Source organism: Streptomyces sp. NBC_01546, from assembly GCF_045208355.1.
Classification (GTDB): Bacteria; Actinomycetota; Actinomycetes; order Streptomycetales; family Streptomycetaceae; genus Streptomyces.
This window is the reverse complement of sequence record NZ_CP109379.1, coordinates 5,469,029-5,493,321: the sequence shown is the minus strand read 5'-3', so window position 1 is coordinate 5,493,321 and position 24,293 is coordinate 5,469,029. Positions and strand designations below refer to the sequence as shown.

The 24,293-nt window shown below is 72.9% G+C and carries 21 protein-coding genes and 3 tRNA genes; 14 read left to right on the top strand and 10 right to left on the bottom strand.

The annotated features are described in order from the left end of the window. Nucleotides 1–18: 18 nt before the first annotated feature. The 3 genes from OHA89_RS25110 to OHA89_RS25100 all read left to right on the top strand — a co-directional run bounded on the left by OHA89_RS25110 (nucleotide 19) and on the right by OHA89_RS25100 (nucleotide 3,531). A complete protein-coding gene (locus OHA89_RS25110) occupies nucleotides 19–1,056 on the top strand; it encodes a rod shape-determining protein (RefSeq protein ID WP_215140901.1) in 1,038 nt (345 codons plus the stop codon). Next, nucleotides 1,053–2,648 (top strand): GAF domain-containing protein, encoded by a 1,596-nt coding sequence (locus tag OHA89_RS25105; RefSeq protein ID WP_406367156.1) that lies wholly within the window; start codon nucleotides 1,053–1,055, stop codon nucleotides 2,646–2,648. Before OHA89_RS25110 ends, OHA89_RS25105 begins: the two co-directional genes overlap by 4 nt. Before the next feature lie 133 nt (nucleotides 2,649–2,781). Further along, nucleotides 2,782–3,531 carry a hypothetical protein gene (locus tag OHA89_RS25100; protein ID WP_266609786.1) on the top strand — a complete coding sequence of 250 codons (750 nt, stop codon included), beginning with the start codon at nucleotides 2,782–2,784 and terminating at the stop codon, nucleotides 3,529–3,531. A 75-nt stretch (nucleotides 3,532–3,606) separates the two neighbouring features. Here the strand turns inward: OHA89_RS25100 and OHA89_RS25095 are convergent, their stop codons facing one another. Beyond that, nucleotides 3,607–4,041, bottom strand: coding sequence for an Lrp/AsnC family transcriptional regulator (locus OHA89_RS25095; protein ID WP_257556475.1), 435 nt, complete (start codon nucleotides 4,039–4,041; stop codon nucleotides 3,607–3,609). A 69-nt stretch (nucleotides 4,042–4,110) separates the two neighbouring features. Between OHA89_RS25095 and OHA89_RS25090 the strand changes: the two genes are divergently transcribed. Then, complete coding sequence (locus OHA89_RS25090; RefSeq protein ID WP_406367155.1) at nucleotides 4,111–4,764, top strand: hypothetical protein; 654 nt, start codon at nucleotides 4,111–4,113, stop codon at nucleotides 4,762–4,764. A 71-nt stretch (nucleotides 4,765–4,835) separates the two neighbouring features. Continuing rightward, nucleotides 4,836–6,176 carry a carboxyl transferase domain-containing protein gene (locus OHA89_RS25085; protein WP_266609784.1) on the top strand — a complete coding sequence of 447 codons (1,341 nt, stop codon included), beginning with the start codon at nucleotides 4,836–4,838 and terminating at the stop codon, nucleotides 6,174–6,176. Nucleotides 6,177–6,203: 27 nt separating this feature from the next. On the opposite strand, the gene OHA89_RS25080 is transcribed toward OHA89_RS25085, so the two are convergent. Next, a complete protein-coding gene (locus OHA89_RS25080) occupies nucleotides 6,204–7,025 on the bottom strand; it encodes an AraC family transcriptional regulator (RefSeq protein WP_266609783.1) in 822 nt (273 codons plus the stop codon). Between the two features lie 48 nt (nucleotides 7,026–7,073). Here OHA89_RS25080 and OHA89_RS25075 point away from each other — a divergent pair, with 48 nt between their 5' ends. Next, nucleotides 7,074–7,436 (top strand): cupin domain-containing protein, encoded by a 363-nt coding sequence (locus OHA89_RS25075; protein ID WP_406367154.1) that lies wholly within the window; start codon nucleotides 7,074–7,076, stop codon nucleotides 7,434–7,436. 20 nt (nucleotides 7,437–7,456) lie between these two features. Here the strand turns inward: OHA89_RS25075 and OHA89_RS25070 are convergent, their stop codons facing one another. After that, on the bottom strand, nucleotides 7,457–8,719 hold the full coding sequence (locus tag OHA89_RS25070) for an MFS transporter (RefSeq protein WP_257556467.1): 1,263 nt from the start codon (nucleotides 8,717–8,719) through the stop codon (nucleotides 7,457–7,459). A 214-nt stretch (nucleotides 8,720–8,933) separates the two neighbouring features. On the opposite strand from OHA89_RS25070, the gene OHA89_RS25065 reads away from it, so the two are divergent. Continuing rightward, on the top strand, nucleotides 8,934–10,091 hold the full coding sequence (locus OHA89_RS25065) for a glutamate--cysteine ligase (RefSeq protein ID WP_215140892.1): 1,158 nt from the start codon (nucleotides 8,934–8,936) through the stop codon (nucleotides 10,089–10,091). A gap of 54 nt (nucleotides 10,092–10,145) precedes the next feature. Here OHA89_RS25065 and OHA89_RS25060 read toward each other — a convergent pair. The 3 genes from OHA89_RS25060 to OHA89_RS25050 form a co-directional block, all read right to left on the bottom strand. Continuing rightward, nucleotides 10,146–10,219 (bottom strand) — tRNA-Ile (locus tag OHA89_RS25060). 190 nt (nucleotides 10,220–10,409) lie between these two features. Continuing rightward, nucleotides 10,410–10,482 (bottom strand) — tRNA-Asn (locus tag OHA89_RS25055). A gap of 5 nt (nucleotides 10,483–10,487) precedes the next feature. Next, nucleotides 10,488–10,560, bottom strand: a tRNA-Asn gene (locus OHA89_RS25050). 145 nt (nucleotides 10,561–10,705) lie between these two features. Between OHA89_RS25050 and OHA89_RS25045 the strand changes: the two genes are divergently transcribed. The 4 genes from OHA89_RS25045 (at nucleotide 10,706) to OHA89_RS25030 (ending at nucleotide 16,278) form a co-directional block, all read left to right on the top strand. After that, nucleotides 10,706–11,005, top strand: coding sequence for a YtxH domain-containing protein (locus OHA89_RS25045; protein ID WP_215140891.1), 300 nt, complete (start codon nucleotides 10,706–10,708; stop codon nucleotides 11,003–11,005). Nucleotides 11,006–11,054: 49 nt separating this feature from the next. Continuing rightward, nucleotides 11,055–12,503: an FGGY family carbohydrate kinase gene (locus OHA89_RS25040; protein WP_266609782.1), complete on the top strand. Its 1,449-nt coding sequence runs from the start codon at nucleotides 11,055–11,057 to the stop codon at nucleotides 12,501–12,503. Between the two features lie 122 nt (nucleotides 12,504–12,625). Beyond that, entirely contained in the window at nucleotides 12,626–14,359 is a 1,734-nt protein-coding gene (locus tag OHA89_RS25035) for an ABC transporter ATP-binding protein (protein WP_266609781.1), read from the top strand. Next, nucleotides 14,356–16,278, top strand: coding sequence for an ABC transporter ATP-binding protein (locus OHA89_RS25030; protein ID WP_257556460.1), 1,923 nt, complete (start codon nucleotides 14,356–14,358; stop codon nucleotides 16,276–16,278). Before OHA89_RS25035 ends, OHA89_RS25030 begins: the two co-directional genes overlap by 4 nt. A gap of 79 nt (nucleotides 16,279–16,357) precedes the next feature. On the opposite strand, the gene OHA89_RS25025 is transcribed toward OHA89_RS25030, so the two are convergent. Continuing rightward, entirely contained in the window at nucleotides 16,358–17,443 is a 1,086-nt protein-coding gene (locus tag OHA89_RS25025; RefSeq protein WP_266609780.1) for an RNA polymerase sigma factor, read from the bottom strand. A 407-nt stretch (nucleotides 17,444–17,850) separates the two neighbouring features. On the opposite strand from OHA89_RS25025, the gene OHA89_RS25020 reads away from it, so the two are divergent. Continuing rightward, nucleotides 17,851–18,057: a hypothetical protein gene (locus OHA89_RS25020; RefSeq protein WP_406367151.1), complete on the top strand. Its 207-nt coding sequence runs from the start codon at nucleotides 17,851–17,853 to the stop codon at nucleotides 18,055–18,057. A gap of 21 nt (nucleotides 18,058–18,078) precedes the next feature. Here the strand turns inward: OHA89_RS25020 and OHA89_RS25015 are convergent, their stop codons facing one another. The 3 genes from OHA89_RS25015 to OHA89_RS25005 form a co-directional block, all read right to left on the bottom strand. Then, nucleotides 18,079–20,157 carry a molybdopterin oxidoreductase family protein gene (locus OHA89_RS25015; protein WP_266609778.1) on the bottom strand — a complete coding sequence of 693 codons (2,079 nt, stop codon included), beginning with the start codon at nucleotides 20,155–20,157 and terminating at the stop codon, nucleotides 18,079–18,081. A 135-nt stretch (nucleotides 20,158–20,292) separates the two neighbouring features. Continuing rightward, nucleotides 20,293–21,063 carry a glucose 1-dehydrogenase gene (locus tag OHA89_RS25010; RefSeq protein ID WP_406367149.1) on the bottom strand — a complete coding sequence of 257 codons (771 nt, stop codon included), beginning with the start codon at nucleotides 21,061–21,063 and terminating at the stop codon, nucleotides 20,293–20,295. Between the two features lie 66 nt (nucleotides 21,064–21,129). Next, a complete protein-coding gene (locus OHA89_RS25005) occupies nucleotides 21,130–21,873 on the bottom strand; it encodes a vancomycin high temperature exclusion protein (protein ID WP_406367147.1) in 744 nt (247 codons plus the stop codon). 328 nt (nucleotides 21,874–22,201) lie between these two features. Between OHA89_RS25005 and OHA89_RS25000 the strand changes: the two genes are divergently transcribed. After that, a complete protein-coding gene (locus OHA89_RS25000; protein ID WP_406367145.1) occupies nucleotides 22,202–22,936 on the top strand; it encodes a sirohydrochlorin chelatase in 735 nt (244 codons plus the stop codon). 36 nt (nucleotides 22,937–22,972) lie between these two features. After that, the gene (locus OHA89_RS24995; RefSeq protein ID WP_266609777.1) at nucleotides 22,973–24,289 is read left to right on the top strand and encodes a deoxyguanosinetriphosphate triphosphohydrolase; all 1,317 of its coding nucleotides are present in this window, start codon (nucleotides 22,973–22,975) and stop codon (nucleotides 24,287–24,289) included. Nucleotides 24,290–24,293: the final 4 nt, after the last annotated feature.

The window sequence follows — 24,293 nt, the reverse complement described above, 5'->3', positions numbered from 1 at the left end:
CTCTCGGGAGGATCTGCCGTGACCGTCAGTCTTGAGCAGTTGCGCCGTTGCCACGTCGCCGTCGACCTGGGGGCGGCCCGTACCCGCGTATACGTCAAGGGCGCCGGCCTCGTCGTCGACGAGCCCAGCGTCGCCGCGGTGAACACACGAACCGGCGCGCTCATCGCCGTCGGGACGTTCGCCGAGCGGATGACCGGCCGCACACCCGACTACATCCGGGTCGTACGCCCCGTCTCCGGCGGCACCGTCGTCGACATCGAGATGGCCCAGCGGATGCTGCGCCACCTGCTCGGCGAGAAGCTGCGGCGCGCCCTGCGCCGCAAGCCGCGGCTACGGGCCGCCGCCTGCACCCCGCACGACGCCGACCCGCTGGCCCAGCGGGCGACCGTGGAGACCCTCGTCGGGCTCGGTGCCCGACGCGTCGAACTGGTCGACACCCTGATCGCCGCGGCCGTCGGCTGCGGCCTGCCCGTGGAGCAGCCGACCGCGACGATGATCATGGTGTGCGGGGCCGCGGCCACCCAGGTCGCCGTCCTGTCCCTCGGCTCGATCGTCACCGCCGAGCGGATCCCCGTCGGCGGCGAGGCCATCGACCACGCGGTGGTCCAGCACCTGCGCCACGCGCACGAGCTGATGCTGCCCAGCCAGGCGGTCCGGCCGCTCCAGCTGGCCCTGCACGGCAACGGCATCACCGCCGAGGGACCGGCCTCCACCCTCATCCACGGCCGCGACGTGGCCACCGGACTGGCCCGTTCCGTGCAGGTGGACACGGCGGCTGTGCGGGACGCCATCCACACCCCGCTGACCGCCGTCCTCGACGGCATCGGCAAGGTGCTGCGGGACTGCCCGCCGGACCTGGTCGCGGACCTGACGGACCGGGGGATCATGATGGTGGGCGGCAGCGCCCTGCTGCCCGGCCTCGACCAGATGCTCCGCGACGCCACCGGGATGCCCGTCGCCATCGCCGAGCGGCCGGACGTGTGCGCCGTACTCGGTCTCGGCGCCATGCTGGAAGGGAAGATCGCCCCGATGGTCCTCAACCCGCTGGCCGAATGACGCATCCCGAGCCGGTGCGGGCGAGTCTCCCCGTCCTGCTGGAGGCGGTGCTCAGCGTCGGCTCCGAGCTCGAGCTGCACTCCACCCTCCAGCACATCGTGGACTCCGCGGCCGAGCTCTGCGAGGCGCGCTACGGAGCGCTCGGGGTCATCGACCCCGAGCGCTCCCGGCTGACCGAGCTGTTCACCGCGGGGATGAGCGACGCGGAGCGAAACGTGATCCCCCGCCTGCCGGACGGGCGTTCCGGCCTGCTCGGAATCCTGATCCGCGACCCGCGCCCGCTCCTGCTGGACGACCTCACGCAGGACCCCCGGGCGGCCGGCTTCCCGCCGGGCCACCCGCCCATGCACAGCTTCCTGGGCGTGCCGATCCGGGTGCACACGGAGGTCTTCGGCAACCTCTACCTCACCGAGAAGCGCGGCGGCGGCAGCTTCACCGAGACGGACCTCTCCCTGCTGCGCGTCCTGGCCGCCCAGGCGGGCATAGCGATCGGCAATTCCCGGCTCTACGAGACCGCGCGCCGCCGGGAGCGCTGGATCGAGGGCGCCGCCGCCGTGACCACGGCCCTGCTGGCCGGGCGTCCGGCGGCGGACGCGCTGATGTGCGTGGCCGAACGGGCCCGGCTGCTGGCGGACGCGGCGGCCGGGGTGGTGCTCCAGCCGACCCCCGAGGGCGGCATGGAGATCGTGGCCGCCTCCACCCACGGGGATCCCGGCGACCTGGTGGGGACGGCGATCGCCCCCGGTTCGCCGGTTCTGGAGCAACTCCTGGGCGGCGAGCCGGTGTTCATAGAGGACTCGGCGACGGATCCCCGGATGACCACGCACGTCCGGGAGCGGTTCGGGCCCAGCATGATGCTCCCGCTCCAGAGCGGCGGCCAGCTGATCGGCACCCTCGCGCTGCCGCGTGCCCGGGGCGGTCGCCCGTACGACGCCGTGGACCGGCTGCTGGCCTCGCAGTTCGCGTCCCAGGCCGCGCTGGCCCTCGTCCTCGCGGACGCGCAGCACGACCGGGAGCAGCTCGCGGTGTACGAGGACCGCGACCGGATCGCCCGGGACCTGCACGACCTCGTGGTCCAGCGGCTGTTCGCGACGGAGATGATGCTGGAGAGCACCCGGCGGCGCTCCTCGAACGCCCCTGCCGGTGACCTGGTGGGAGACGAACTCAGCCTCGCCGTGGACGAACTGGACTCCACCATCCAGGAGGTCCGGACGGCCATCTTCGCCCTCCAGCAGCCGCCGACCGATGCCCCGACGACGTTCCGGGGCCGGGTCCTGCGCGAGACGGGCGGCGCGGGGGTGCTGCTCGGTTTCCAGCCGTCGGTGCAGTTCGCGGGAGCGGTGGACGCCCTGCTCACGGAGCCGGTGGCGGGCGAGCTGCTGTCCGCGCTGCGCGGGGCCCTGGCCGCGGCGCACCGGCGCGGCGACGTCACCTCGATCGAGGTGGCGGTGGACGCGAACCCGTCCGTGGTGCGTCTGACGGTCACGGACGACGGCCGTACGGAATCGGGGACGCGGGGCACGACGATGACCTGGAAGTCGGCGCTCCAGGACACAAGCCCTGGGCGGCCGCGCGATCTTACCGATTCCTGACGGCCACCCCCTGGACCGCCCGCAGGGCTCCGTCCGCCTCTAGCGTGATCGGTACATCCCCCGCGTGCGACCGGTCGGCTCAAGCCGCGCCGGCTGCCGCGTCGACCCCGAACACCATTGGACTGGCGGAGAAATGACTGTCGAGACGCTTCCCCACTGCGCTTACCCGGAATGCACCAACCCCGTCGAGGCGCCGGCGCCCGGCAACCCGACGCCCCACTACTGCGCTCACCCGGACCACAACGCGCTGGGGGCATTCCGCAAGTTCCGGGCCACGAGGCAGCAGCGCAAGGAGGAGAAGCGCCAGGCCTCCGAGGCCAAGAAGGCGGCCAAGGCAGCGGCCTCCGCCCAGCTCCCCGCCCAGTCCACCACGCCGCCCCCCGTGGCGCCCGGCTCGGCCGCTCCCCAGGCCGAGGAGACGATGGAGGCCGTACGGGACGGGGCTGAGGCTCGCGACAAGCTCATCGCGCTCATGTCCCAGCTGGCCACGGACCTGCCCGCCTACTTCGAAGAGCTGGCCATCATCACGGACTCGGTTGCCGCCGAAGCGCGCATCGAGACCGTGACCAAGGCCGCCGCTCAGCGGAACCTGGCCGCCGAGCAGCGCACCGCGCTGGCGGAAGAGGCCGCGGAGCTGGCCATCGCCCAGCTGGACGAGGCCAAGCAGAGGTTCGAAGAGGAGACGGAGAAGATCCGCAACGAGGCCGCGCAGCAGGTGGCCGACGCCGAGTTCGTGCGGGCCGAGCTCGAGCGCTACCGCGCGCGGGTCGGCCAGCTCGAGGAGCGTCTCGACACGGTGCGCGAGGAGGCGGACGCGGCCCGCCGGGAGCGCGGTGAACTCGCCCTGGAGATCGAGCGGCACCGCGCGAAGCACACCGCGTAATCCCGTACCGCCTCGCGGCGGGCAAGAGCAGCATGCCGGTCGCCGCTCAGCGCTCGCCGCGAGTACGGGGCACCCTCAGGCCGGGCGGTCGGCGGCGCGCAGGGCGATCCGGGTGTTGGACTGGGCCACCCCCGCCTCCCGTTTCAGCCGGCGCAGCAGCCCGTCGAGGGCGGCGGGATCGGCGGCCCGGGCCCGTACGAGGTAGTCGTGCTCGCCCGTCACGTGCACCACCTCGGTGATCCCGGAGAGCTTGGCGACCTGCCGTTCGAACTCCTCGTTGGTGGTGTCCTGGCGCAAGGTGACGTCGATGAACACCACGAGCCCGCCGGCCGTGTCGGCGGCCGGGTCCACCACGACCGTGAAGGCGCGGATCACCCCGTCCCGGCGCATCCGGCGCACCCGGTCGGCGGTGGCGTTGGCGCTGAGGCCGACGCGGACGCCGAGGTCGCGGTACGAGATCCGCGCATCCTGCTGGAGGATGCCGAGGATTTCCCTGTCGAGGCGGTCCATACCGCGATTCTCGCAGTCGGGGCCGATATTCGCGCCCGTCCGGCGGCCCGCGGGCCGGACCCTCCCGTCATGAGCGAACTGATGACACCGGCCCTTGCGGGAACGGCCGCGGGCCTGGGCGTGGCGATGCCGATGGGCGCGATGAGCGTGCTGCTGCTCCAGGAGGCGATGCGCCACCGCCGGACGGCGGTGGCGGCGGCCGCGGGGATCGCTGCGGTCGACCTCGGATACGCCGCCCTCGCCACGGCCCTGGGCCCCTGGGTGGCCTCCCACGTCTCCCCGGTCGAGGCCTGGGTCCGCCTGGCCTCGGCGCTGATCCTCCTGGCCATCGCGGCCCACGGCCTCGCGAAGTCCCGCCGCCGCCCGGACCATTCGCCCCCGCCCCCGCTCGAGGCGGCGGACTCCGCGCTCGCGGCCCGGCCGGTCAAGGCCTTCGCGCGGTACGTCGGCCTCACCGCGGTGAACCCCACCACCGCCCTCTACTTCGCCGCCCTCACCACCGCGCAAGGCGCAGCCCTCGGCACCGGCGCGGCCGGAGCCGCCTTCCTCGTCGGCGTCGGCGCCTCCTCCCTCCTCTGGCAGCAGACGCTCGTCACGCTCGGCGCCCTCGCGGGGAGCCGGATCTCCGCCACCGCCCGCGCGTGGACCTTCCGCCTCGGCTACGGCCTGGTCGCCGCCTACGCGGTCAAGATCGCCCTCCCGCTGCCGTCGCCCCTCGGGTAACACCCGACCCCGGCGCTCGCCCCCTGGGCCGCCCCCTGCCTGATCGGCACGACGCGCCCTAGGGTGAACCCGTGACGACCCGCCTCTCGGCCCGCGCGGCCATCGCCTCCGTGACCGACCCCGGCAGCTTCACCGAACTCCCCTCGCCCCCGAGGACGTCGCCGGCCGACGGCCCCCTGGCCTGGACCGGCTACGACGCCTCCCGCGCCCGCGCCGAAGCACGCACCGGCGAGCGGGAGTCCGTCGTCACCGGCACCGCCCGCATCGGCGGCCGCGAAGCCGCCGTGATCTCCTTCGAGTTCGGCTTCCTCGGCGGTTCGCTGGGCGAGCGCACCGGAGACCGGCTCGAAGCCGCGTACACCCACGCTCGCGAGCACGGCCTCCCCCTCGTCTCCCTGATCGCCACCGGCGGCTCCCGCATGCAGGAGGGGATGCTCGCCCTGACCCAGCTGCAGCGCGTGGCCCGCCAGTGCGTCCTGACCCGGGCCGCCGGGCTCCCCCAGATCGCCGTGCTGCGCGATCCGACCACCGGCGGCGGCTGGGCCACCCTCGGCGCCGGGGCCGACGTGGTCCTCGCGCTGCCCGGAGCCCAGGTCGGCTTCGCCGGCTCCCGGGTGCGCCCGGCGGACGCGGACCCGGCGGCGTACTGCGCCGAGGGCCAGTACGCCGCGGGCCACGTGGACGCCGTCGTGCCCCCGGCGGAGCTCCCGGGGACCCTGTCCGACTGGCTCCGCGTACTGGCCGCGCTCCGCGCCGACGGTCCCGTCGAGCCCCCGGCCGCCCTGGCCGACGCGGAGCTCCCGAAGACCGGCTGGGACGCCGTACTCCAGGCCCGCCGTCCGGACCGGCCGCGCGCCGAGGCGTACCTGGACGCGTACTTCGACCTCCGCCTCCCCCTCTCCGGGGACCGGGCGGGCGGCACGGACCCGGGAATGCTGTGCGGATTCGGGCTGCGGGAGGGCCGGGCCGTGGCGTACGCCGCCCAGTGCGGCACCGCCACCCGCCCGGCGGGATACCGTACGGCCGCCCGCGTCATCCGCCTCGCGGACCGGCTCGGCGTCCCCGTGCTCACGCTGGTGGACACCCCGGGCGCGGCCAACGACGCCGCCGCCGAACACGCGGGCGCGGGCCCGGCCATCGCGGACGCCTTCGCGGCACTGGCCGCGGCCGCCGTTCCCATCACCACCCTGCTGATCGGCGAGGGCGGCTCGGGCGGCGCCCTGGCGCTGGCCGCGCCCGGGAACACCTGGGTCACCCCGGACAGCTACTTCTCGGTCATCGCCCCGGAACTGGCGGCGGCCATCCTCAAGCGCCCCCCGGAGGACGCCCCCGCCACCGCGGACCAACTCCGCATCCGCCCCCAGGACCTGGTGGACCTGGGCGTGGCCCGCGGCATCGTCGGCAGGCCCTGACGCCGGCGGCCGGAGACCGTACGTCCGTCACGGCCGGCCGGACCGGCCGGACCGGGCGAACCGCGCCGGACTGATCCCGACATGACGCCCGAAGTGGCGGGTCAGGTGCGCCTGGTCGTAGAACCCCGCCGCCGTGGCCGCCTCGGCCGGCCGCATCCCCGCCAGCAGCAGCCGCCGCGCCGCCGCCACCCGACGCCCCGTGAGATACGCGTGCGGCGGCAGCCCGTACGCCGTCCGGAAGCTCCGGATCAGCTGCGTGGAATGGATGTGCCCCAGCTCCGCCGAGGCTTCCTCCAGGGTGATCCCCTCGACGACCCGCGCGTCGAGCAGTTCGCGCAGCCGTACGGCGACCTCCGCGCCCGCCGCCCCGGCCGCCGGCGCCTCGCGCCCCGCCAGCCACCGGTGCAGCCGCTCCCCCACGAAGGCCAGCCTCGACTGGGCCTCGAAGGGGTCCCGCTCCCCGAGCGCCAGATGCAGCCCGTGCACGCGCTCGCGCAGCGCGGGGTCGGCCAGCAGCGGGGTGTCGACGGCGGCTCCGGTGAGCCGCTCCGGCAGCACGGAGGTGTCCAGGTACAGCACGCGCTTGCGGAAGCCGGCCTCGGTCACGGTCCGTCCGTCGTGGACCACCCCGGGCGGCAGCAGGATCACCGCCCCGTCGACGCCGACGCCGTGCCGCTCGCGGTCCAGCGCGAAGTCGACCCGTCCGCCGTCCAGGATCATCAGCGCCCAGGTGTCGTGCACATGGGCCGGGTAGGCGTGCTCGGTGAAGCGGGCGTGGAAGACCTCGGCGATGCCCGCAACCGGCGGCTGCCAGGCGGAGACGGTACTGCGCGGACGTATCGCGGCCATGTCAGGAACGTACAAGACCGCCCGCGACGCCTCCCCCAGGCTGTCCGCATGACGACACAGAAGGTCAACATCGCCGAGAAGCTGGCCGGATTCACCGATCAGTGGGCCCCGCGACGGATCGCCCGCGTCAACGACTACGAGGTCAAGCTCGCCAGGCTCCAGGGCGAGTTCGTCTGGCACACCCACGAGGAGACCGACGAGCTCTTCCTGGTGGTCGGCGGCACGCTGACGATCCGTCTGCGCGACGGGGACGTGGTCCTGGGCCCCGGCGAGATGTACGTCGTCCCGCGCGGGGTGGAGCACTGCCCGGCGGCGGACGAGGAGGCGCAGATCCTGCTGTTCGAGCCGGCCGGCACCACCAACACCGGCACGGCGGGCGGCGACCGCACCCGGGAACCGGTGGACGCCTAGGCCCTGTCCGGTCCGGGCGATCAGGCCTGCGGCGACCGCGCGTCGTAGCGGGCGAAGCCCCGCCACCGGAGCACGAGCAGGCCGAGCACCAGTACGCAGCCGAGGCCCCCGCCCGTGATCGCCACGGCGGGGGAGGTCAGGTCCGCGGCGGTCCCGGCGAGGAAGTCCCCGAGCCGGGGCCCGCCCGCGACGACCACGATGAACACGCCCTGGAGGCGGCCGCGCATCTCGTCCGGGGTGGCGGCCTGGAGCATGGTGGTCCGGAACACCATCGAGACGGTGTCCGCGCACCCGGCCACGGCCAGGAAGAACAGCCCGAGCCACAGGTTCCGGGTGAGCCCGAAGACCGCGATGGCCAGCCCCCACGCGGCGACGGCGAACACGATCGCCAGCCCGTGCCGGCGGATGCGGCCCTGCCATCCGGAGAACAGCCCGCCGAGCAGGGCTCCGACGGCGGGCGCGGCCACCAGCAGGCCGACCGTCTTGGCGTCGCCGCCGTACCAGAGCACGGCGACGGCCGGGAACAGCGCCCGGGGGTGCGCCAGCACCATGGCGGCCATGTCGGAGAAGAAGGTCATCCGGATGTTGGGCCGGGTCCCGAGGAAGCGCAGGCCGTCGACGACGGAGGCCCTCCCCCGCGTCCCCTCCGCGCGGTCGGGCTTCATCGACGGCAGCCGCCACATCGCGTAGAGGGCGGCGAGGAAGGTCACGGCGTCGATCAGGTACGCCGCCTGGTACCCCCACCAGCCGACGATCAGCCCGCCCAGCATCGGGCCCGCCATGGTCCCGGAGGTCATCGTCACGGAGTTCAGCGCGTTGGCGGCGGGCAGCTGCCCGGCCGGCAGCAGCCGCGGGATCATGGCGGACCTGGCCGGCCCGGAGAGCGCCCCGCACACCGCCTGGAGTGCGACGACGGCGTACAGGAACCAGACGCGGTGGTAGTCGAGCAGCGCGGCGGCGGCGAGCGCGACCGACAGTCCGGCGGCGCCCAGCGAGCTGTAGAGGCCGAGCTTGCGGCGGTCGACGGTGTCGGCGATGGCCCCGCCGTAGAGCCCGAAGGCGACGAGCGGGACGAGCGAGAAGAGTCCGACAAGCCCGACGGAGAAGCTGGACCGGGTGATGTCGTAGACCTGGAGGGAGATCGCGAGGGCCGTCATCGCCTGGCCGACCCAGGAAATGGTGCCGCCGATCCACAGCCGCCGGTAGTCGCGGGACGTGCGCAACGGGGTGAGGTCGGCGAATATTCGCCGCTGCGGGCGGTCGGGCGCGGCGATCGGGGTCACAGCGGATGATAACCACCGGCCGGTGGCGGCCCCCGGATCTTTTTTCCGTATGCACGCACCGGCACCAGTCACCCCACCCGGATCCCCGGCCCCACGCCGGACCGGCCCTTGCCGCTAACTCGCCACTATCACCGGACTTTTGACCGAATCGACGTGCGCTCCTCGCCTGGTGTTCAGCTCATGATGAAAAGACTCGTATGTCCAGGGAGGCGTAGTGATCGAACCTGGCAACAGCACCACGAGCACCGGCACCGCGCAGAACACGGTGCGTTCCACCGTTCCCCTCACCGTCGGTGTCGAGGAGGAGTTCCTCCTCGTCGACGCCCGCACCTTCCGGGTGGTCCCCGCCGCCCAACTCGTCCTCGCCACGGCCGGCGGGCTGCCGGGCGAGCTGCATCCCGAGGGCACCCGCTACCAGGTGGAGATCTCCACCCCGATCGCCCATTCGGCGGCCACGCTGCGCGAGGAGCTCGCCGCCCTGCGGCGCACCCTCGGCCGGGCCGCCCGCGCCCACGGCTGCCGCCTGCTGGCCGCTCCCTCTCCGGTCCTGGCGGTGGAGGGGCCCCTGCACCTGACCGACGACGAGCCGCGCCAGCGCGAGCAGCACCGCCGCTTCGGCGCGCTCACCGACACCCTGGTGAGCTGCGGCCGGCACATCCACGTGGGGACGCTCGACGTGGACACGGCGGTCGCGGTGTCCAATCGGGTCAGACCGTGGCTGCCGACGCTGATCGCGCTGGCCGCCAACTCGCCGTTCTGGGGCGGCCGTGACACCGGCCACGCCAGCTGGCGGGCGATGGCCTGGTCGGGCTGGCCCTCCGCGGGACTGCCTCCGCACTTCACGTCCACGGCGCACTTCCGGCGCTCGGTGCAGACGCTGCTCGGCTCGGGCGCGGCGCTGGACACGAAGATGGTCTATTGGGACCTGCGCCCCTCGGGGCACTGGCCGACGCTCGAGATCCGGGCGCCGGACATGTCCCCGTACCTGGACACGGCCATCCTCCAGGCCGAGCTGGTCCGTGCGCTGGTGGCCACGGCGCTGCGGGAGATCGCGGAACAGCACCCCGATCCACCGTTGCGGGACGACGTACTGCGCCTGGCGCGCTGGCGGGCGGCCCACGACGGCCTGGAGGGCTTCGGCCTCGACCCGTACACGGGCGCCGAACTCCCGGCGGCCGACCTGGCGGAGGCCCTGCTGGACCTGGTCGCCCCGGCCCTGGCCGCCTCGGGCGACCTCGACCACGCGGCCAAGACCCTGGCGGGCCTGCTCCGCGACGGCTCGGGCGCCCACCGCCAGCGCGTCGCGTTCGCCCGCCGCCAGGATCTGACGGACGTACTGCGCCACCTCGCGGACGAAACGGAGAACTTCTAGCCCGCAACACGCCAAAGCCGCAGGTGCGATCGTTTCTGCACCTGCGGCTCGCAGTGGGGCGGGTGGGACTCGAACCCACGGCCGACGGATTATGAGTCCGCTGCTCTAACCGGCTGAGCTACCGCCCCTTCACGGCGTGGCGCGTACATGTGTGCGCGCCGTCTGCCGCAGCATAGCCGCTCATACGATCTCCTGCCTCGGATGCCTCGCATGATCGGCTTCGCCTGTTCAGAGAGACCGCGCTGAGGGCTGCCCGGTTCCCGGACGGGGCGACAAAGAAAAGAAGAGGACCCACGAGGGGCCCTCTTCTTCTCGTTGCTCCCCCGGCTGGACTCGAACCAGCAACCCTCCGGTTAACAGCCGAATGCTCTGCCAATTGAGCTACAGGGGACCGCGCTCCCCCGACTGGACTCGAACCAGTAACCTGCCGGTTAACAGCCGGCTGCTCTGCCAATTGAGCTACAGGGGATTGCTGCGGTGCATCGAACAGCCCACCTCCGGCCTTGCCGGGGGGCGAGCGCCCGTTGCGAGTCATAGATTAGCGCAAGCAGGGGGGTGCTCCGCCAATCGGTATCGACAGCAGGCCGGGCACCACACGACGAAGGGTGGCAGGCATGCGGTACAAGGTCACGTTCGCGGTCGGACTGGCCCTCGGGTACGTGCTCGGGACCCGGGCCGGGCGCGAGCGCTACGAGTCGCTGAAGAAGTCGGCGCGGGAGTTCGCGCAGAATCCCGCGGTGCGGAACGCCGCCGAGACCGCCGGGCACACCGGGCGCGAGTTCGCCGGGAAGGCCTTCGCCGCGGTGAGCGAAAAGGTCGGCGACGCCGTACCCGCGTCGCTGGCCGGGCGGGTACGCGGACTGCGCGACCGGGTCGGCGGCGGCGAGGACGACTGGGGCACCAGCAACACCTGAGGCGTCCGAGGCGGAGGAGACCGGCCCGGCGTGCGGCAGAATTCTCCACATGGGGATAGTCGCCGGGCTGGACAGCTCTTCCGCCTTCACTCGCATAGTCGTCTGCGACACCGACACCGGTGCCGTGCTGCGCCAGGGGTACGCACCCCATCCACAGCCCACCGGGGAACCCGATGGCACGAACCCCTACGAGACCGATCCGCAGGCCTGGCTGCTCTCGCTCGGCGAGGCCGCCGGCGGCGGGCTCCTCGAAGGGGTCCAGGCCATCGGGGTCTCCGCGCAGCAGCACGGCCTGCTGCCGCTGGACGCGCAGGGCGCACTCGTACACCCCGCCCTGGTCGGCAACGACAAGCGCGGGCAGGTCGCCGCGGCCGACCTCGTCGACACCTTCGGCGGCCGGCACGCGTGGGCCGAGGCGGTGGGTTCGGTCCCGCACGCCGCCCAGCCGGTAGCGAAGCTGGCCTGGCTGGCCCGGACCGAGCCGGAGGCCGCCCGCCGGGTGGCCGTGGTGATGTCCCCGCACGACTGGCTGGTCTGGCAGCTGCTGGGCCGGCCGGCCCGCCGGACCACTGACCGGGGCGGCGCCTCCGGCACCGGGTACTGGTCTGCGGCCACCGGTTCCTGGCGGCCCGACCTGGTCGAGCTGGCGCTCGGGCACCGGGCGCTGCTGCCCGAGGTGCTCGGTCCGGCCGATGCCGCCGGGACCACTCCCGAGGGGCTGCTGATATCGGCCGGCACCGGCGAGACGATGGCCGCCGCGCTCGGGCTGGGGCTCGGCCCCGGCGACGCGGTGGTTTCGCTGGGCGCCTCCGGCTCGGTGATGGCGGTGCACCACGAGGCGCTGTCGGAGCCGGGCGGCCTGATCACCTCGCTGGCCGACGCCAGCGGCATGCACCTGCCGGTCGTGAACACCTCCAATGCCGTACGGGCGCTGCGCGGCACCGCCGAACTGCTGGGCACCGACCTGGAGGGACTGTCCGAGCTGGCGCTGAAGTCGACGCCGGGCGCACACGGCCTCGTACTCCTGCCGTACCTGGAGGGCGAGCGGACGCCGAACCTGCCGCACACCGCCGGAACGCTGTCCGGGCTGCGCCGCGACTCGATGAAGCCGGAGCACCTGGCCCGGGCCGCCTTCGAGGGCATGCTGTGCGGGCTGGTGGACGCGCTGGACGTGCTGCGCTCGCGCGGGGTCGAGATCCGCCGGGTGTTCCTGCTGGGCGCGGCGGCCGAGCTGCCCGCCGTACAGGCCGCGGCCCCCGGGCTGTTCGGGACGCAGATCGTCGTCCCCGCGCCGGCCGACTACGCGGCGCTGGGCGCGGCGCGACAGGCGGCGTGGGCGCTCGGAGTGGCGCAGGGCACACTGGCCCCGCACACCCCGCCGGTCTGGCCGGCCCCCGCGGCGCAGGTGTTCGAGCCCGGCGAGGAGTTCCCGGCCTGGCAGGCCGTGCGCCAGCAGTACATCGCGACGCGGGAGCAGATCCACCCCGGCGCGTTCTAGGTCGGGCGTCGCAGAGCGGTCTACTCCTTTTGACCGTCCTTTGCGAAAACCGCTGGGGATCAAGCCTCCGGTTGGCCGAAGATGGGGTGAACCCCCTCGATCATGCCGACCGGAGCCTGCGCGTGCTCATACGACTGCTGCGGACCCATCTGGGTCAGTACAAAAAACCCATCGCCCTGCTGGTGCTGCTGCAACTGCTCCAGACCAGTGCGAGCCTCTACCTGCCCACCCTCAACGCGGACATCATTGACAACGGTGTCGTCAACGGTGACACCGGCTACATCCTGCGCTTCGGCGTGCTGATGCTCGGTGTCTCGCTCGTCCAGCTGGTCTGCAACGTCGGGGCCGTCTACTACGGCGCCCGCACGGCGGCGGCCTTCGGCCGGGACGTGCGCGCCGCGATCTTCGACCGCGTACAGAGTTTCTCCGCGCGGGAGCTCGGCCAGTTCGGCGCCCCGTCGCTGATCACCCGTACGACGAACGACGTCCAGCAGGTCCAGATGCTGGTGCTGATGACCTTCACGCTGATGGTCTCGGCGCCGATCATGTGCGTCGGCGGCATCGTCATGGCGCTGTCGCTGGACGTGAAGCTGTCGGGCGTCCTGCTCGCCGTGGTCCCCGTACTCGGCCTGTCGGTCGGCACGATCGTCTTCAAGACGCGGCCGCTGTTCCGCCAGATGCAGGACCGCCTGGACACCGTGAACCGGGTGCTGCGCGAGCAGATCACCGGCAACCGGGTGATCCGCGCCTTCGTCCGCGACGACTACGAGAAGGATCGTTTCCGGGACGCGAACGCCGACCTGACCGGCGTCTCGCTGGCCGTCGGCAAGCTGCTGGCGTACATGTTCCCGACCGTCATCGTGGTCGTGAACATCTCCAGCGTCGCCGTCATCTGGTTCGGTGCGATGCGCGTCGACAGCGGCGGCATGGAGATCGGCCAGCTGACGGCCTTCCTCGCCTACCTCATGCAGATCGTCATGTCCGTGATGATGGCCACCTTCATGTTCATGATGGTGCCGCGCGCCGAGGTCTGCGCCGAGCGCATCCAGGAGGTCCTGGACACCGATTCCAGCGTGGTCCCGCCCACCGACCCGGTGCGCGAGCTCACCCGGAGCGGACGCCTCGAGCTGCGCGGCGCCGACTTCCGCTACCCCGGCGCCGAGGCCCCGGTCCTGCGCGGGGTCGACCTGCTGGCCCGTCCGGGAGAGACCACGGCCGTGATCGGCTCCACCGGCAGCGGCAAGTCCACGCTGCTGGGCCTGATCCCGCGGCTGTTCGACGCGACCGGCGGCGAGGTGCTGGTCGACGGGGAGGACGTACGGCGGCTGGACCCGGACCTGCTCGCCAAGACCGTCGGCATGGTCCCGCAGAAGCCCTACCTGTTCTCCGGAACCGTCGCTTCCAACTTGCGCTACGGGCGCCCGGACGCGACCGACGAAGAGCTGTGGCAGGCGCTGGAGGTGGCCCAGGCCAAGGAGTTCGTGTCCGCGCTGGAAGGCGGTCTGGAGGCGCCCGTCACCCAGGGCGGAACCAACGTCTCCGGCGGGCAGCGCCAGCGTCTGGCCATCGCCCGCACCCTGGTTCAGCGCCCGGAGATCTATCTCTTCGACGACTCCTTCTCGGCCCTGGACTACGCGACGGACGCGGCGCTGCGCGCGGCGCTCGCCCGCGAGACCGAGGACGCGACCGTGGTGATCGTCGCCCAGCGGGTCTCCACGATCCGCGACGCCGACCGGATCATCGTCCTGGACGAGGGACAGGTCGTGGGCGAAGGACGCCACCACGAGCTGATGGCCGGCAATGAGACCTACCGGGAGATCGTGCTCTCCCAGCTGACGGAGGCGGAGGCCGCATGAGCGGGCCCGGAGGACGGATGATGGCGGGACCGGTCCAACGGTCCATGGATTTCAAGGGCTCGGGCAAGCGGCTGCTCGGCCAGATCGCGCAGGACCGGGCCAAGCTGTGGGGCATGGTCGCGGCCGTCGTCGGCAGCGTCGGGTGCGCGGTCGTCGGCCCGAAGATCCTCGGCGAGGCCACCGACCTGGTCTTCGCGGGGATCGTCGGGCGGCAGATGCCGGACGGGATCAGCAAGCAGCAGGCGCTGGACGGGCTGCGCGCCAAGGGCCAGGACGGCATGGCGGACATGCTGTCCGGCACCGACTTCACGCCGGGCCAGGGCATCGACTTCGGCGCGGTCGGGGTCGTGGCGATCTGGGCGCTGGTGGTGTTCACCCTCGCCGGGCTGCTGATGCTGGTCGCCACCAGGCTGTCGAACCACGTCATGAACGGCACCGTCTACCGGATGCGCGAGGAGCTCCAGGCGAAGCTGTCGCGGCTGCCGCTGTCGTACTTCGACCAGCAGAAGCGCGGCGAGGTGCTCAGCCGGGCCACCAACGACATCGACAACATCGGCCAGACGCTCCAGCAGACGATGGGGCAGCTGCTGAACTCGCTGCTGACCATCCTCGGCGTGCTCGCCATGATGTTCTGGATCTCGCCGCTGCTGGCGCTGGTCGCGCTGGTGACCGTGCCGATCTCGGTCTACGCCGCGGCGAAGATCGGCAAGAAGTCGCAGCCGCAGTTCGTGGCGCAGTGGAAGACCACCGGCACGCTCAACGCGCACATCGAGGAGATGTACTCGGGCCACACGCTGGTCAAGGTGTTCGGCCGGCAGAAGGAGTCCGCGGCCCTCTTCGCCGAGCAGAACGAAGCGCTGTACCGGGCCTCCTTCAAGGCGCAGCTGGTCAGCGGCATCATGCAGCCGGTGATGTTCTTCATATCGAACGTCAACTACATGCTGATCGCGGTCGTCGGCGGTCTCCGGGTCGCCTCGGGCACCCTGTCGATCGGTGATGTGCAGGCCTTCATCCAGTACTCGCGCCAGTTCTCGATGCCGCTGACGCAGGTCGCCACGATGGCGAACCTCATCCAGTCCGGCGTCGCCTCGGCGGAGCGGGTCTACGAGCTGCTGGACGCGGAGGAGCAGGAGCCGGACGCCGAGGTTCCGGAGCGGCCGGAGACCCTGCGCGGTCAGGTCACCCTCGACAAGGTGGCCTTCCGCTACGAGCCGGACAAGCCGCTGATCGAGAACCTCTCGCTGACCGTCGAGCCCGGGCACACGGTCGCGATCGTCGGCCCGACGGGCGCGGGCAAGACCACCCTGGTCAACCTGCTGATGCGGTTCTACGAGGTCACGGGCGGCGAGATCGCCCTGGACGGCGTGGACATCGCGAAGATGACGCGCGAGGAACTGCGCGGCGGCATCGGCATGGTGCTCCAGGACACCTGGCTGTTCGGCGGCACCATCGCGGAGAACATCGCCTACGGTGCCTCGCGAGAGGTCACGCGCGCCGAGATCGAGGAGGCGGCGCGGGCGGCCCACGCGGACCGCTTCATCCGCACCCTGCCGAACGGCTACGACACCGTGCTGGACGACGAGGGCGCGGGGGTCAGCGCGGGCGAGAAGCAGCTCATCACCATCGCCCGGGCGTTCCTCTCGGACCCGGTGATCCTGGTGCTCGACGAGGCGACGAGCTCGGTGGACACCCGTACCGAGGTGCTGATCCAGAAGGCGATGGCGCGCCTGGCGCACGGCCGTACGTCCTTCGTGATCGCGCACCGGCTGTCCACGATCCGCGACGCGGACGTGATCCTGGTGATGGAGAGCGGCTCGATCGTGGAACAGGGCACGCACGAGGAGCTGCTCGCGTCGGACGGCGCGTACGCGCGGCTGTACGCGGCGCAGTTCGCGCAGGCGGTGGCCGAGGTCGACTAGCCGAGCGGCCGACTGGCCGACCGCGGTCGAACGGTGGGGTGGGGGCGTCCTTCGGGGCGCCCCCTTCCGGTGTCCCGCCTCAGTCCAGATAGCCCCTCAGCTGGTCGGCGAAGGCGTGATCGCGCAGCTTGTTGAGGGTCTTGGACTCGATCTGGCGGATCCGCTCGCGCGTCACGCCGAAGATCCGGCCGATCTCCTCCAGGGTGCGCGGGCGCCCGTCGTCGAGCCCGTACCGCAGCTGGACGACCTTGCGCTCGCGCTCGCCGAGGGTCGACAGCACGGCCTCCAGGTGCTCGCGCAGCAGGAAGAACGCGGCGGACTCCACGGGAGAGGCGGCGTCGCCGTCCTCGATGAGGTCGCCGAGCGCGACGTCGTCCTCTTCTCCGACCGGGGCGTGCAGGGAGACCGGCTCCTGCGCGAGGCGGAGCACCTCGAGGACCCGCTCGGGGGTCAGTTCCAGGTGGGCGGCGACCTCTTCGGCGGTGGGCTCGTACCCGCGCTCCTGGAGCATGCGGCGCTGTACGCGCACGACGCGGTTGATCAGCTCCACGACGTGGACGGGCACGCGGATGGTCCGGGCCTGGTCGGCGAGGGCCCGGGACATCGCCTGCCGGATCCACCAGGTGGCGTAGGTGGAGAACTTGAACCCGCGGGCGTAGTCGAACTTCTCAACGGCCCGTATGAGCCCGAGGTTCCCTTCTTGCACGAGGTCGAGCATGGTGAGCCCGCGGCCCACGTACCGCTTCGCGACGGAGACCACGAGGCGGAGGTTCGACTCGATGAGCCGGCGTTTGGCCATGCGCCCCATGACGACGAGTTTGTCGAGGTCGAAGGCGAGCTGGGAGTCGAGGTCCGGGGTGCCGGCGAGTTTCTCCTCGGCGAACAGGCCGGCTTCGACGCGCCGCGCGAGGTCGACCTCCTCGGCGGCGGTGAGCAGCGGGATCCTGCCTATCTCGCGCAGGTACTGCCGGAACAGGTCGGCGGACGGACTCGCCGCTCCGCCCCCGCTGTCCACGCGCTTGCGCTGTGCCGGCACCTGCTCGACCTGTTCGATCTGTTCGGCCAGGTCGAGGGGCTCTGGCTCGTCGTCCATGGCCTCGGCCTCGCGCTCGGGCTGATCGGTCACGGTCAGGGTGGCGGTCGGGGGCTGCGTCTGGGTCTGCACGGGGGCGACCTCCAGGGGTCCGAGGACTCAGGCACCGCAACTCAGTGTGGGGTACGACACATCGCTGCCACGAGGGGCGTGCGAGCACTTTCTGCGTCCGGTGCGTGACCGGATGGTTACCCCCCGAGGGCGGCCCCGAAGCGGGCCGCACCCATGTCCGATCCGGCCGCGGCGCCCGGACGGGCCTTCGCCGACAGGTGGCCGCGCCGGACCGGTGCGATGCTGAACAGCACGGCAGACGTCGAAGCCGCAGGCAGGCCACCGGCCCGAACCCCGGGGGTGTCCCGTGTCGAACCCGAATCCGCCCCCCGGCTGGCACCCCCGGGACAGCCGCCCTCCGCCCGGACCGCGTGCGGATCACCTCGTGCCAGGTGGACCCGGCCACGCACTGGCCGTCGGCCAAGCTGATGATCACGAATCGCAGCGGCGAGACCAGTACGTACATCGTCGGCGTCGAGTTCGTGGGCCCCTCGGGCGTGCGGCTCGCCGAGGGTGCGGCCCTCAGCAACGACCTGGCCCCGGGGCAGCGGGCGGAGACGACCGCCGGTGCCCTCGAGCAGATTCGAGGACAGGTCACGTGCAAGGTGACGAAAGTGACCCGGCTCGCGTCCTGAGGGCGCGGGGCGTCCTGCCGGTCAGGCCGGCTCGACGCGGACCGCGCAGACCTTGAACTCCGGCATGCGGGAGACCGGGTCCAGCGCGGGGTTGGTCAGGGTGTTGGCGCGGCCCTCGCCCGGCCAGTGGAAGGGCATGAAGACGGTGTCCGCGCGGATGGTGTCCGTGATGCGGGCCGGGGCCACGGCCCGGCCGCGGCGGGAGATCACCGCCAGCGGGCTGCCGTCGACGGCGCCGAGGCGGGCGGCGAGGCGGGGGTGGAGTTCCACGAAGGGGCCGGGGGCGGCCGCGTTGAGCTCGGCGACGCGGCGGGTCTGGGCGCCGGACTGGTACTGGGCGACCACGCGGCCGGTGGTGAGGAACAGCGGGTAGTCGGCGTCCGGGACCTCGGCGGCGTCCCGGTGGGTGACGGGGACGAAGCGGGCCCGGCCGTCGTCGGTGGCGAAGCCGTCCAGGAAGAGGCGGGGCGTGCCCGAAGAGCCGTCCGGGCAGGGCCAGAAGACGCCCTGTTCGGCCTCGATGCGGTCGTAGCTGATGCCCGAGTAGTCGGCCGGGCCGCCGGCGGAGGCGCGGCGCAGTTCGTCGAAGACCTCCTCCGGGGCGGTGGGGAAGCCCTTCTCGATGCCGAGGCGGGCGGCGAGGCCGTGCAGGACCTCCAGGTCGGTGCGGACTCCGGGCGGCGGGGTCAGGGCGCGGCGGCGGAGCAGGACGCGGCCCTCGAGGTTGGTGGTGGTGCCGGTCTCCTCCGCCCACTGGGTGACCGGAAGGACCACGTCCGCGAGGGCGGCGGTCTCGGAGAGGACCACGTCGGCCACCGCGAGGAAGTCCAGGGAGCGGATGCGGTCCTCGATGTGGGAGGCGCGGGGGGCCGAGACCACCGGGTTGGAGCCCATGAGGAGGAGGGCGCGGACGTCCGTACCGAGGGCGTCGAGGAGTTCGTACGCGCTGCGGCCGGGGCCGGGGAGTGCGTCGGGGTCGACGCCCCAGACCCCTGCCACGTGCGCCCGGGCCGCCGGGTCGGTCAGTTTGCGGTAGCCGGGGAGCTGGTCGGCCTTCTGGCCGTGCTCGCGGCCGCCCTGGCCGTTGCCCTGGCCGGTGAGGCAGCCGTAGCCGGAGAGCGGGCGGCCGGCCCGGCCGGTGGCCAGGCACAGGTTGATCCAGGCTCCGACGGTGTCGGTGCCCTTGGACTGCTGCTCCGGGCCGCGGGCGGTGAGGACCATCGCGGAGGACGGCGCGCAGAACATCTCGACGGCCTCGCGGAGCCTGGGGACGGGGACGCCGGTGATGCGTTCCACCAGCTCGGGCCAGTGGGCCATGGCGGCGGCCCGCGCCGCCTCCCAGCCGGTGGTGCGGTCCGCGATGAACTCCTCGTCCGTGTGCCCCTCCGCCACCACGAGGTGCAGCATGCCGAGGGCGAGCGCGAGGTCGGTACCGGGCCGTGGGGCGAGGTGCAGGTCGGCCTGTTCGGCGGTGCGGGTGCGGCGGGGATCGATGACGATCAGGGTGCCGCCGTTCTCCTTCAGTTCGGTGAGGTAGCGCAGGGCGGGCGGCATGGTCTCGGCGAGGTTCGAGCCGACGAGGATCACGCAGCCGGTGCGGGGGATGTCCTCCAGCGGGAAGGGCAGGCCCCGGTCGAGCCCGAAGGCCCGCTGGTGCGCGGCGGCGGCCGAGGACATGCAGAAGCGGCCGTTGTAGTCGATCTGCGAGGTGCGCAGGGCCACCCGGGCGAACTTGCCGAGCGCGTACGCCTTCTCGTTGGTGAGCCCGCCGCCGCCGAAGACGCCGACCGCGTCCGGCCCGTACGCGCGGCCCGTGCGGGCGAGGCCCTCGGCGACGGTGTCGAGGGCCTCCTCCCAGGTGGCCGGTTCGAGCCGCCCTGCGTGGGTGCGGACGAGCGGTCCGGTCAGGCGTACCCGGGAGGAGAGCACGGCGGGGGCGGTACGGCCCTTGCCGCACAGCGCGCCCCGGTTGACGGGGAAGTCCGCCCGCTCCTCCACCGCGACGCCTTCGCCGCCCGGTTCAGGGCGGAGGTTCATCCCGCACTGCAGCGCGCAGTACGGACAGTGCGTGGCGGTGGCGGCTGCTTCCGGGGTGTGCATGCGGTCCAGCGTGCGACGGCGGTGTTACGCGGGCCGCCGCCTCGCGTTACAAGCCGGCCTGCTCCCCCTCAGCACCGCCCGCCCGCTCCTGTGAGGCCCGGAGCACCGGCGGTGGCACGCGCACCTCCGCGAGGATCACTGGCCGGTCAGGTACTTCACCGTGAGGCCCGCCGTCCAGCCGCCGTCGACCGCCAGCTCGGCGCCCGTCATGTATCCGGCGGCGTCCGAGAGCAGGAAGGCCACGGCGGCGGCGATCTCCTCGGGGACGCCGACGCGGCCCATCGGGGTACCGGGGTAGTTGCCCTCGCCGGCCTGGATGCCGACGGGGGCGGTCATCGGGGTCAGGGTCATGCCGGGGTGTACGGAGTTCACGCGGATCCGGGCTTCGGCGAGCTCGACCGCGCCGATCTTCGACAGGCCGCGCACGCCCCACTTGGACGCGCCGTAGCCGGCGGTGAGCGCGAGGCCGGTCAGGCCCGCGGCGGAGGAGATGTTGACGATGGAGCCGCCGCCGTTCGCCCGCAGCAGCGGGATCGCGGTCTTGATGCCGATGAACACGCCGACCAGGTTGATCTCCACGACCTGGCGGAAGTGCTCGACGCTCTCGTGCTCCAGGAACTGGCCGGTGGCTATCCCGGCGTTGTTCACCAGTCCGTCGATGCGGCCCAACTCGGCGACCGCGTACTCCAGTGCCGCCTGCCAGTCGGCCTCGCTCGTCACGTCGTGCCGCAGGAAGCGTGCCGAGCCGCCGAGCTTCGCGGCCGTCTCCGCGCCCTCCGCCTCCAGCACATCGGTGACCAGTACCTTGCCGCCACCGTCCACCACGGCCCGCGCCGCCGCCGCGCCCAGGCCGCGGGCTGCGCCGGTGATGACGACGACCTTGCCGCTCAGATCCACAACAGCCACGGTTCACACCTCTGATGCTCGAACAGACCGACCGGGATATGACTAATCGGCATAGCCGACGCCGCGTCAGTCTGCCAGAGCCCCCAGGGCCCGCGACACCCCTTGCTCCTTGGGTCCCAGGAAGTGCGGATCCGGCTTGAAGGCCGCGTCCAGCGCCGCCTTGCCGGCCGCGAAGACCTCGCGGGTCCCGCCGTAGTACCAGGTGGCGTCGTGCTCGTCGACCACCCCGACCCCGTACGAGTCCAAGCCCGCCGCCTGGCACAGGGCGACGGCCCTGCGTATGTGGAAGCCCTGGCTGATCAGCACGGCCCGGTCGACCCCGAATATCTCCTTGGCCCGGACGCACGAGTCCCATGTGTCGAAGCCCGCGAAGTCGCTGACGATCCGTCCGTCCGGCACCCCCTGCCCGGTCAGATACCTGCGCATCGCGTCGGGCTCGTCGTACTCCGTGCGGCTGTTGTCCCCGGTGACCAGCACGACCTTGACCTTGCCCGCGCGGTACAGCTCGGCGGCGGCATCGAGCCGGTTGGCCAGATAGGGCGTCGGCCGCCCGTTCCACAGGCCCGCCCCGAACACCACGGCCACCTCGGCGGAGGGCGCGTCGGCCGTGGTCCGCAGCCGGTCCGCGGCCGCCGCGTGCGTCCACGCCGCGGGCAGCAGCGCCAGCGCGCAGCCCGCCATCACCACCTGCACGACCCGCCGCCGCGCCCGCACGCCCCGCGGCAGCCTCGGCCGCCGGCCCGCCACCGCCCGCGCCACCGTCCGTGACGCCGACCGAGCCGCCGACCGAGCCCAGCTGTCCATCCTCATGACCGCCCCCTTGCACCCCACGCTTCACACCTCGTTCGCACGGATTGACGAGCGGGCCCCGGCCCCCAGTTCCCTCCTCCCCTCCATTCACTCGCACGGATGACCGAGCGGGCGGGTGAGCACCCGGAAAACACCCGTCATCCCCGCGCAACGCACCGGCAACCTCCGGCGCGCAGGATCGATTCATGACGGAGCCGGTGCACCCTCCCGACACCCTGCCCCTCCCCTTCGGCAGCGCCGCCGAACTGCTGTCCCGGATCACCGCCCAACTCGGCACGCAGCTCAGCGGAGTGCGCCCGCCGCGCGCCCGGCCCCACGGAGCCCACCCATGCAGCAGCCCACCCTCGTCGCCGTGGCCCACGGCAGTCGCGACCCGCGCGCCCTCCATACCGCCCTCGCCCTCCTCGAACAGGTCCGCGAGCTCCGCCCGCGGCTCGACGTCCGGCTCGGGCACATCGAGCTGAACCGGCCGCTGCTCGGCGACACCCTGCACGAGCTGGACGGCGAGGCGGTCCTCGTCCCGCTGCTCCTCGGCCGCGGGCACCACGTCAAACGTGATCTCCCCGCGGCGGCCGCCGCCGCCCCGCACCTGCGGGTCGCCGTCGCCGCGCCGCTCGGCCCGCACCCGCTGCTCGTCGAGGCCCTGTACGAACGCCTCCTGGAGGCCGGCTGGGGCTCCGCCCACCACGCGAGCACGGCCGTCGTGCTCGCCGCCGCCGGTTCCCGCGATCCCGAGTCCGCCGCCGACACCCGCCACACCGCCGCCCTGCTCACCGAGCGCCTCGGCGGCGTCCCGGTGGTCCCCGCCTACGCCTCCGCCGCCTCCCCCACCGTCCCCGAGGCCGTCCGCGCCCTGGCCGCCCGCGGTCACCACCGGCCGGCCGTGGCCTCGTACTTCGCCGCGCCCGGCCGGTTCGCCACCCAGGCCGCCGCGGCCGCGCCCGCCCTCGCCGCCGCGCCCCTGGGCGACCACCCCGCCCTGGCCCGCCTCCTGCTCCACCGCTACGACCGGGCGCGCGCCCTGCCCCTCAGCGCCGAACGGCCGGAACTCCTCTCCGCCTGATCCCGGTTTGTCAGAGGTTCCGGTTACCGTCTCTTCATGGAAGGCACCGCGCACGCCCTGGCAGACGACCTGTACGACTCCACCGCCACCGAGCGCTGGGCCGCCGAGCCGGACAAGCGGCCCGGGCGGACCGCCTTCCAGCGCGACCGCGCCCGCGTGCTGCACTCCGCCGCCCTGCGCCGCCTCGCAGGAAAGACCCAGGTGGTCACCCCCGGCACCCGCTCCTACGACTGGGACGCCAGCCCCCGTACCCGCCTGACGCACTCCCTGGAGTGCGCCCAGGTCGGCCGGGAGCTGGGCGCCGCGCTCGGCTGCGACCCCGACCTCGTCGAGGCCGCCTGCCTCTCCCACGACATGGGACACCCGCCTTTCGGCCACAACGGCGAGGAGGCGCTGAACGAGTTCGCCAAGGACTGCGGCGGATTCGAGGGCAACGCCCAGTCGCTGCGCCTGCTGACCCGTCTGGAACCCAAGCGGTTCGTGCCCGATCCGGCGAGCGGCGAACTCGTCAGCGTCGGCCTCAACCTCACCCGGGCCTGCCTGGACGCCGCCACCAAGTACCCGTGGGCCCGCGGGGACCACCCGACCGACCCCGGCTCGGTGAAGTTCGGGGCCTACGAGGACGACCTGCCGGTCTTCGAGTGGCTGCGCCTCGGCGCGCCCGCGGACCGCAAGTGCTTCGAGGCCCAGGTCATGGACTGGGCGGACGACGTCGCGTACTCCGTCCACGACTTCGAGGACGGGCTGCACGCCGGCCACCTCGACCCCAATCTCCTCTTCGCCGAACCCGAGCGCACCGCGATCTGGCGGGTCGCCATCGGCCGCTACGTGCCCGCCGACACCGAGCCGGAGGAGCTGCGGGCCGCCCTCGACCGGCTGATGGAGCAGGAGTGGTGGCCGCACGGGTACGACGGCTCGGCCGTGGCCCAGGCCCGCCTGAAGGACGCGACCAGCCAGCTCATCGGCCGCTTCTGCCTGGCCGCCGAGGGCGCCACCCGCGAGGCGTACGGCTCCGGCCGCCTCACCCGGTACGCCGCCGAACTGGTGATCCCCCGCGAGGCGCGCAACGAATGCGCCGTCCTCAAGGCGGTCGCCGACCTGTACGTCATGCAGCGCGACGAACAGGAGCGGATCCGCGCCGACCAGCGCATCGTCCTGGCCGAACTCGCGGAGGCGCTCAGCGCCCGCGCCCCCGAGGGTCTGGACCCTCAGTTCCGGGCCATTTTCGACGCGGCACCGAACGACAAGGCCAGGAAACGAGCGGTCATCGACCAGATCGCGTCCCTCACCGACGCAGCCGCCCGTTCCCTGCACGCACGCCTCACCCTGCGCACGCGACGCGCCGACAGGTGAGCTG

Bases quoted from the DNA above. Each gene is read 5' to 3' on its own strand.
- OHA89_RS25005 (WP_406367147.1), bottom strand. From the start codon at position 21,873: ATGAGGATGGACAGCTGGGCTCGGTCGGCGGCTCGGTCGGCGTCACGG.
- OHA89_RS25080 (WP_266609783.1), bottom strand. From the start codon at position 7,025: ATGGCCGCGATACGTCCGCGCAGTACCGTCTCCGCCTGGCAGCCGCCG.
- OHA89_RS24995 (WP_266609777.1), top strand. From the start codon at position 22,973: ATGGAAGGCACCGCGCACGCCCTGGCAGACGACCTGTACGACTCCACC.
- OHA89_RS25040 (WP_266609782.1), top strand. From the start codon at position 11,055: ATGGGGATAGTCGCCGGGCTGGACAGCTCTTCCGCCTTCACTCGCATA.
- OHA89_RS25015 (WP_266609778.1), bottom strand. From the start codon at position 20,157: ATGCACACCCCGGAAGCAGCCGCCACCGCCACGCACTGTCCGTACTGC.
- OHA89_RS25105 (WP_406367156.1), top strand. From the start codon at position 1,053: ATGACGCATCCCGAGCCGGTGCGGGCGAGTCTCCCCGTCCTGCTGGAG.
- OHA89_RS25095 (WP_257556475.1), bottom strand. From the start codon at position 4,041: ATGGACCGCCTCGACAGGGAAATCCTCGGCATCCTCCAGCAGGATGCG.
- OHA89_RS25045 (WP_215140891.1), top strand. From the start codon at position 10,706: ATGCGGTACAAGGTCACGTTCGCGGTCGGACTGGCCCTCGGGTACGTG.
- OHA89_RS25090 (WP_406367155.1), top strand. From the start codon at position 4,111: ATGAGCGAACTGATGACACCGGCCCTTGCGGGAACGGCCGCGGGCCTG.
- OHA89_RS25100 (WP_266609786.1), top strand. From the start codon at position 2,782: ATGACTGTCGAGACGCTTCCCCACTGCGCTTACCCGGAATGCACCAAC.
- OHA89_RS25030 (WP_257556460.1), top strand. From the start codon at position 14,356: ATGAGCGGGCCCGGAGGACGGATGATGGCGGGACCGGTCCAACGGTCC.
- OHA89_RS25020 (WP_406367151.1), top strand. From the start codon at position 17,851: ATGATCACGAATCGCAGCGGCGAGACCAGTACGTACATCGTCGGCGTC.
- OHA89_RS25075 (WP_406367154.1), top strand. From the start codon at position 7,074: ATGACGACACAGAAGGTCAACATCGCCGAGAAGCTGGCCGGATTCACC.
- OHA89_RS25000 (WP_406367145.1), top strand. From the start codon at position 22,202: ATGCAGCAGCCCACCCTCGTCGCCGTGGCCCACGGCAGTCGCGACCCG.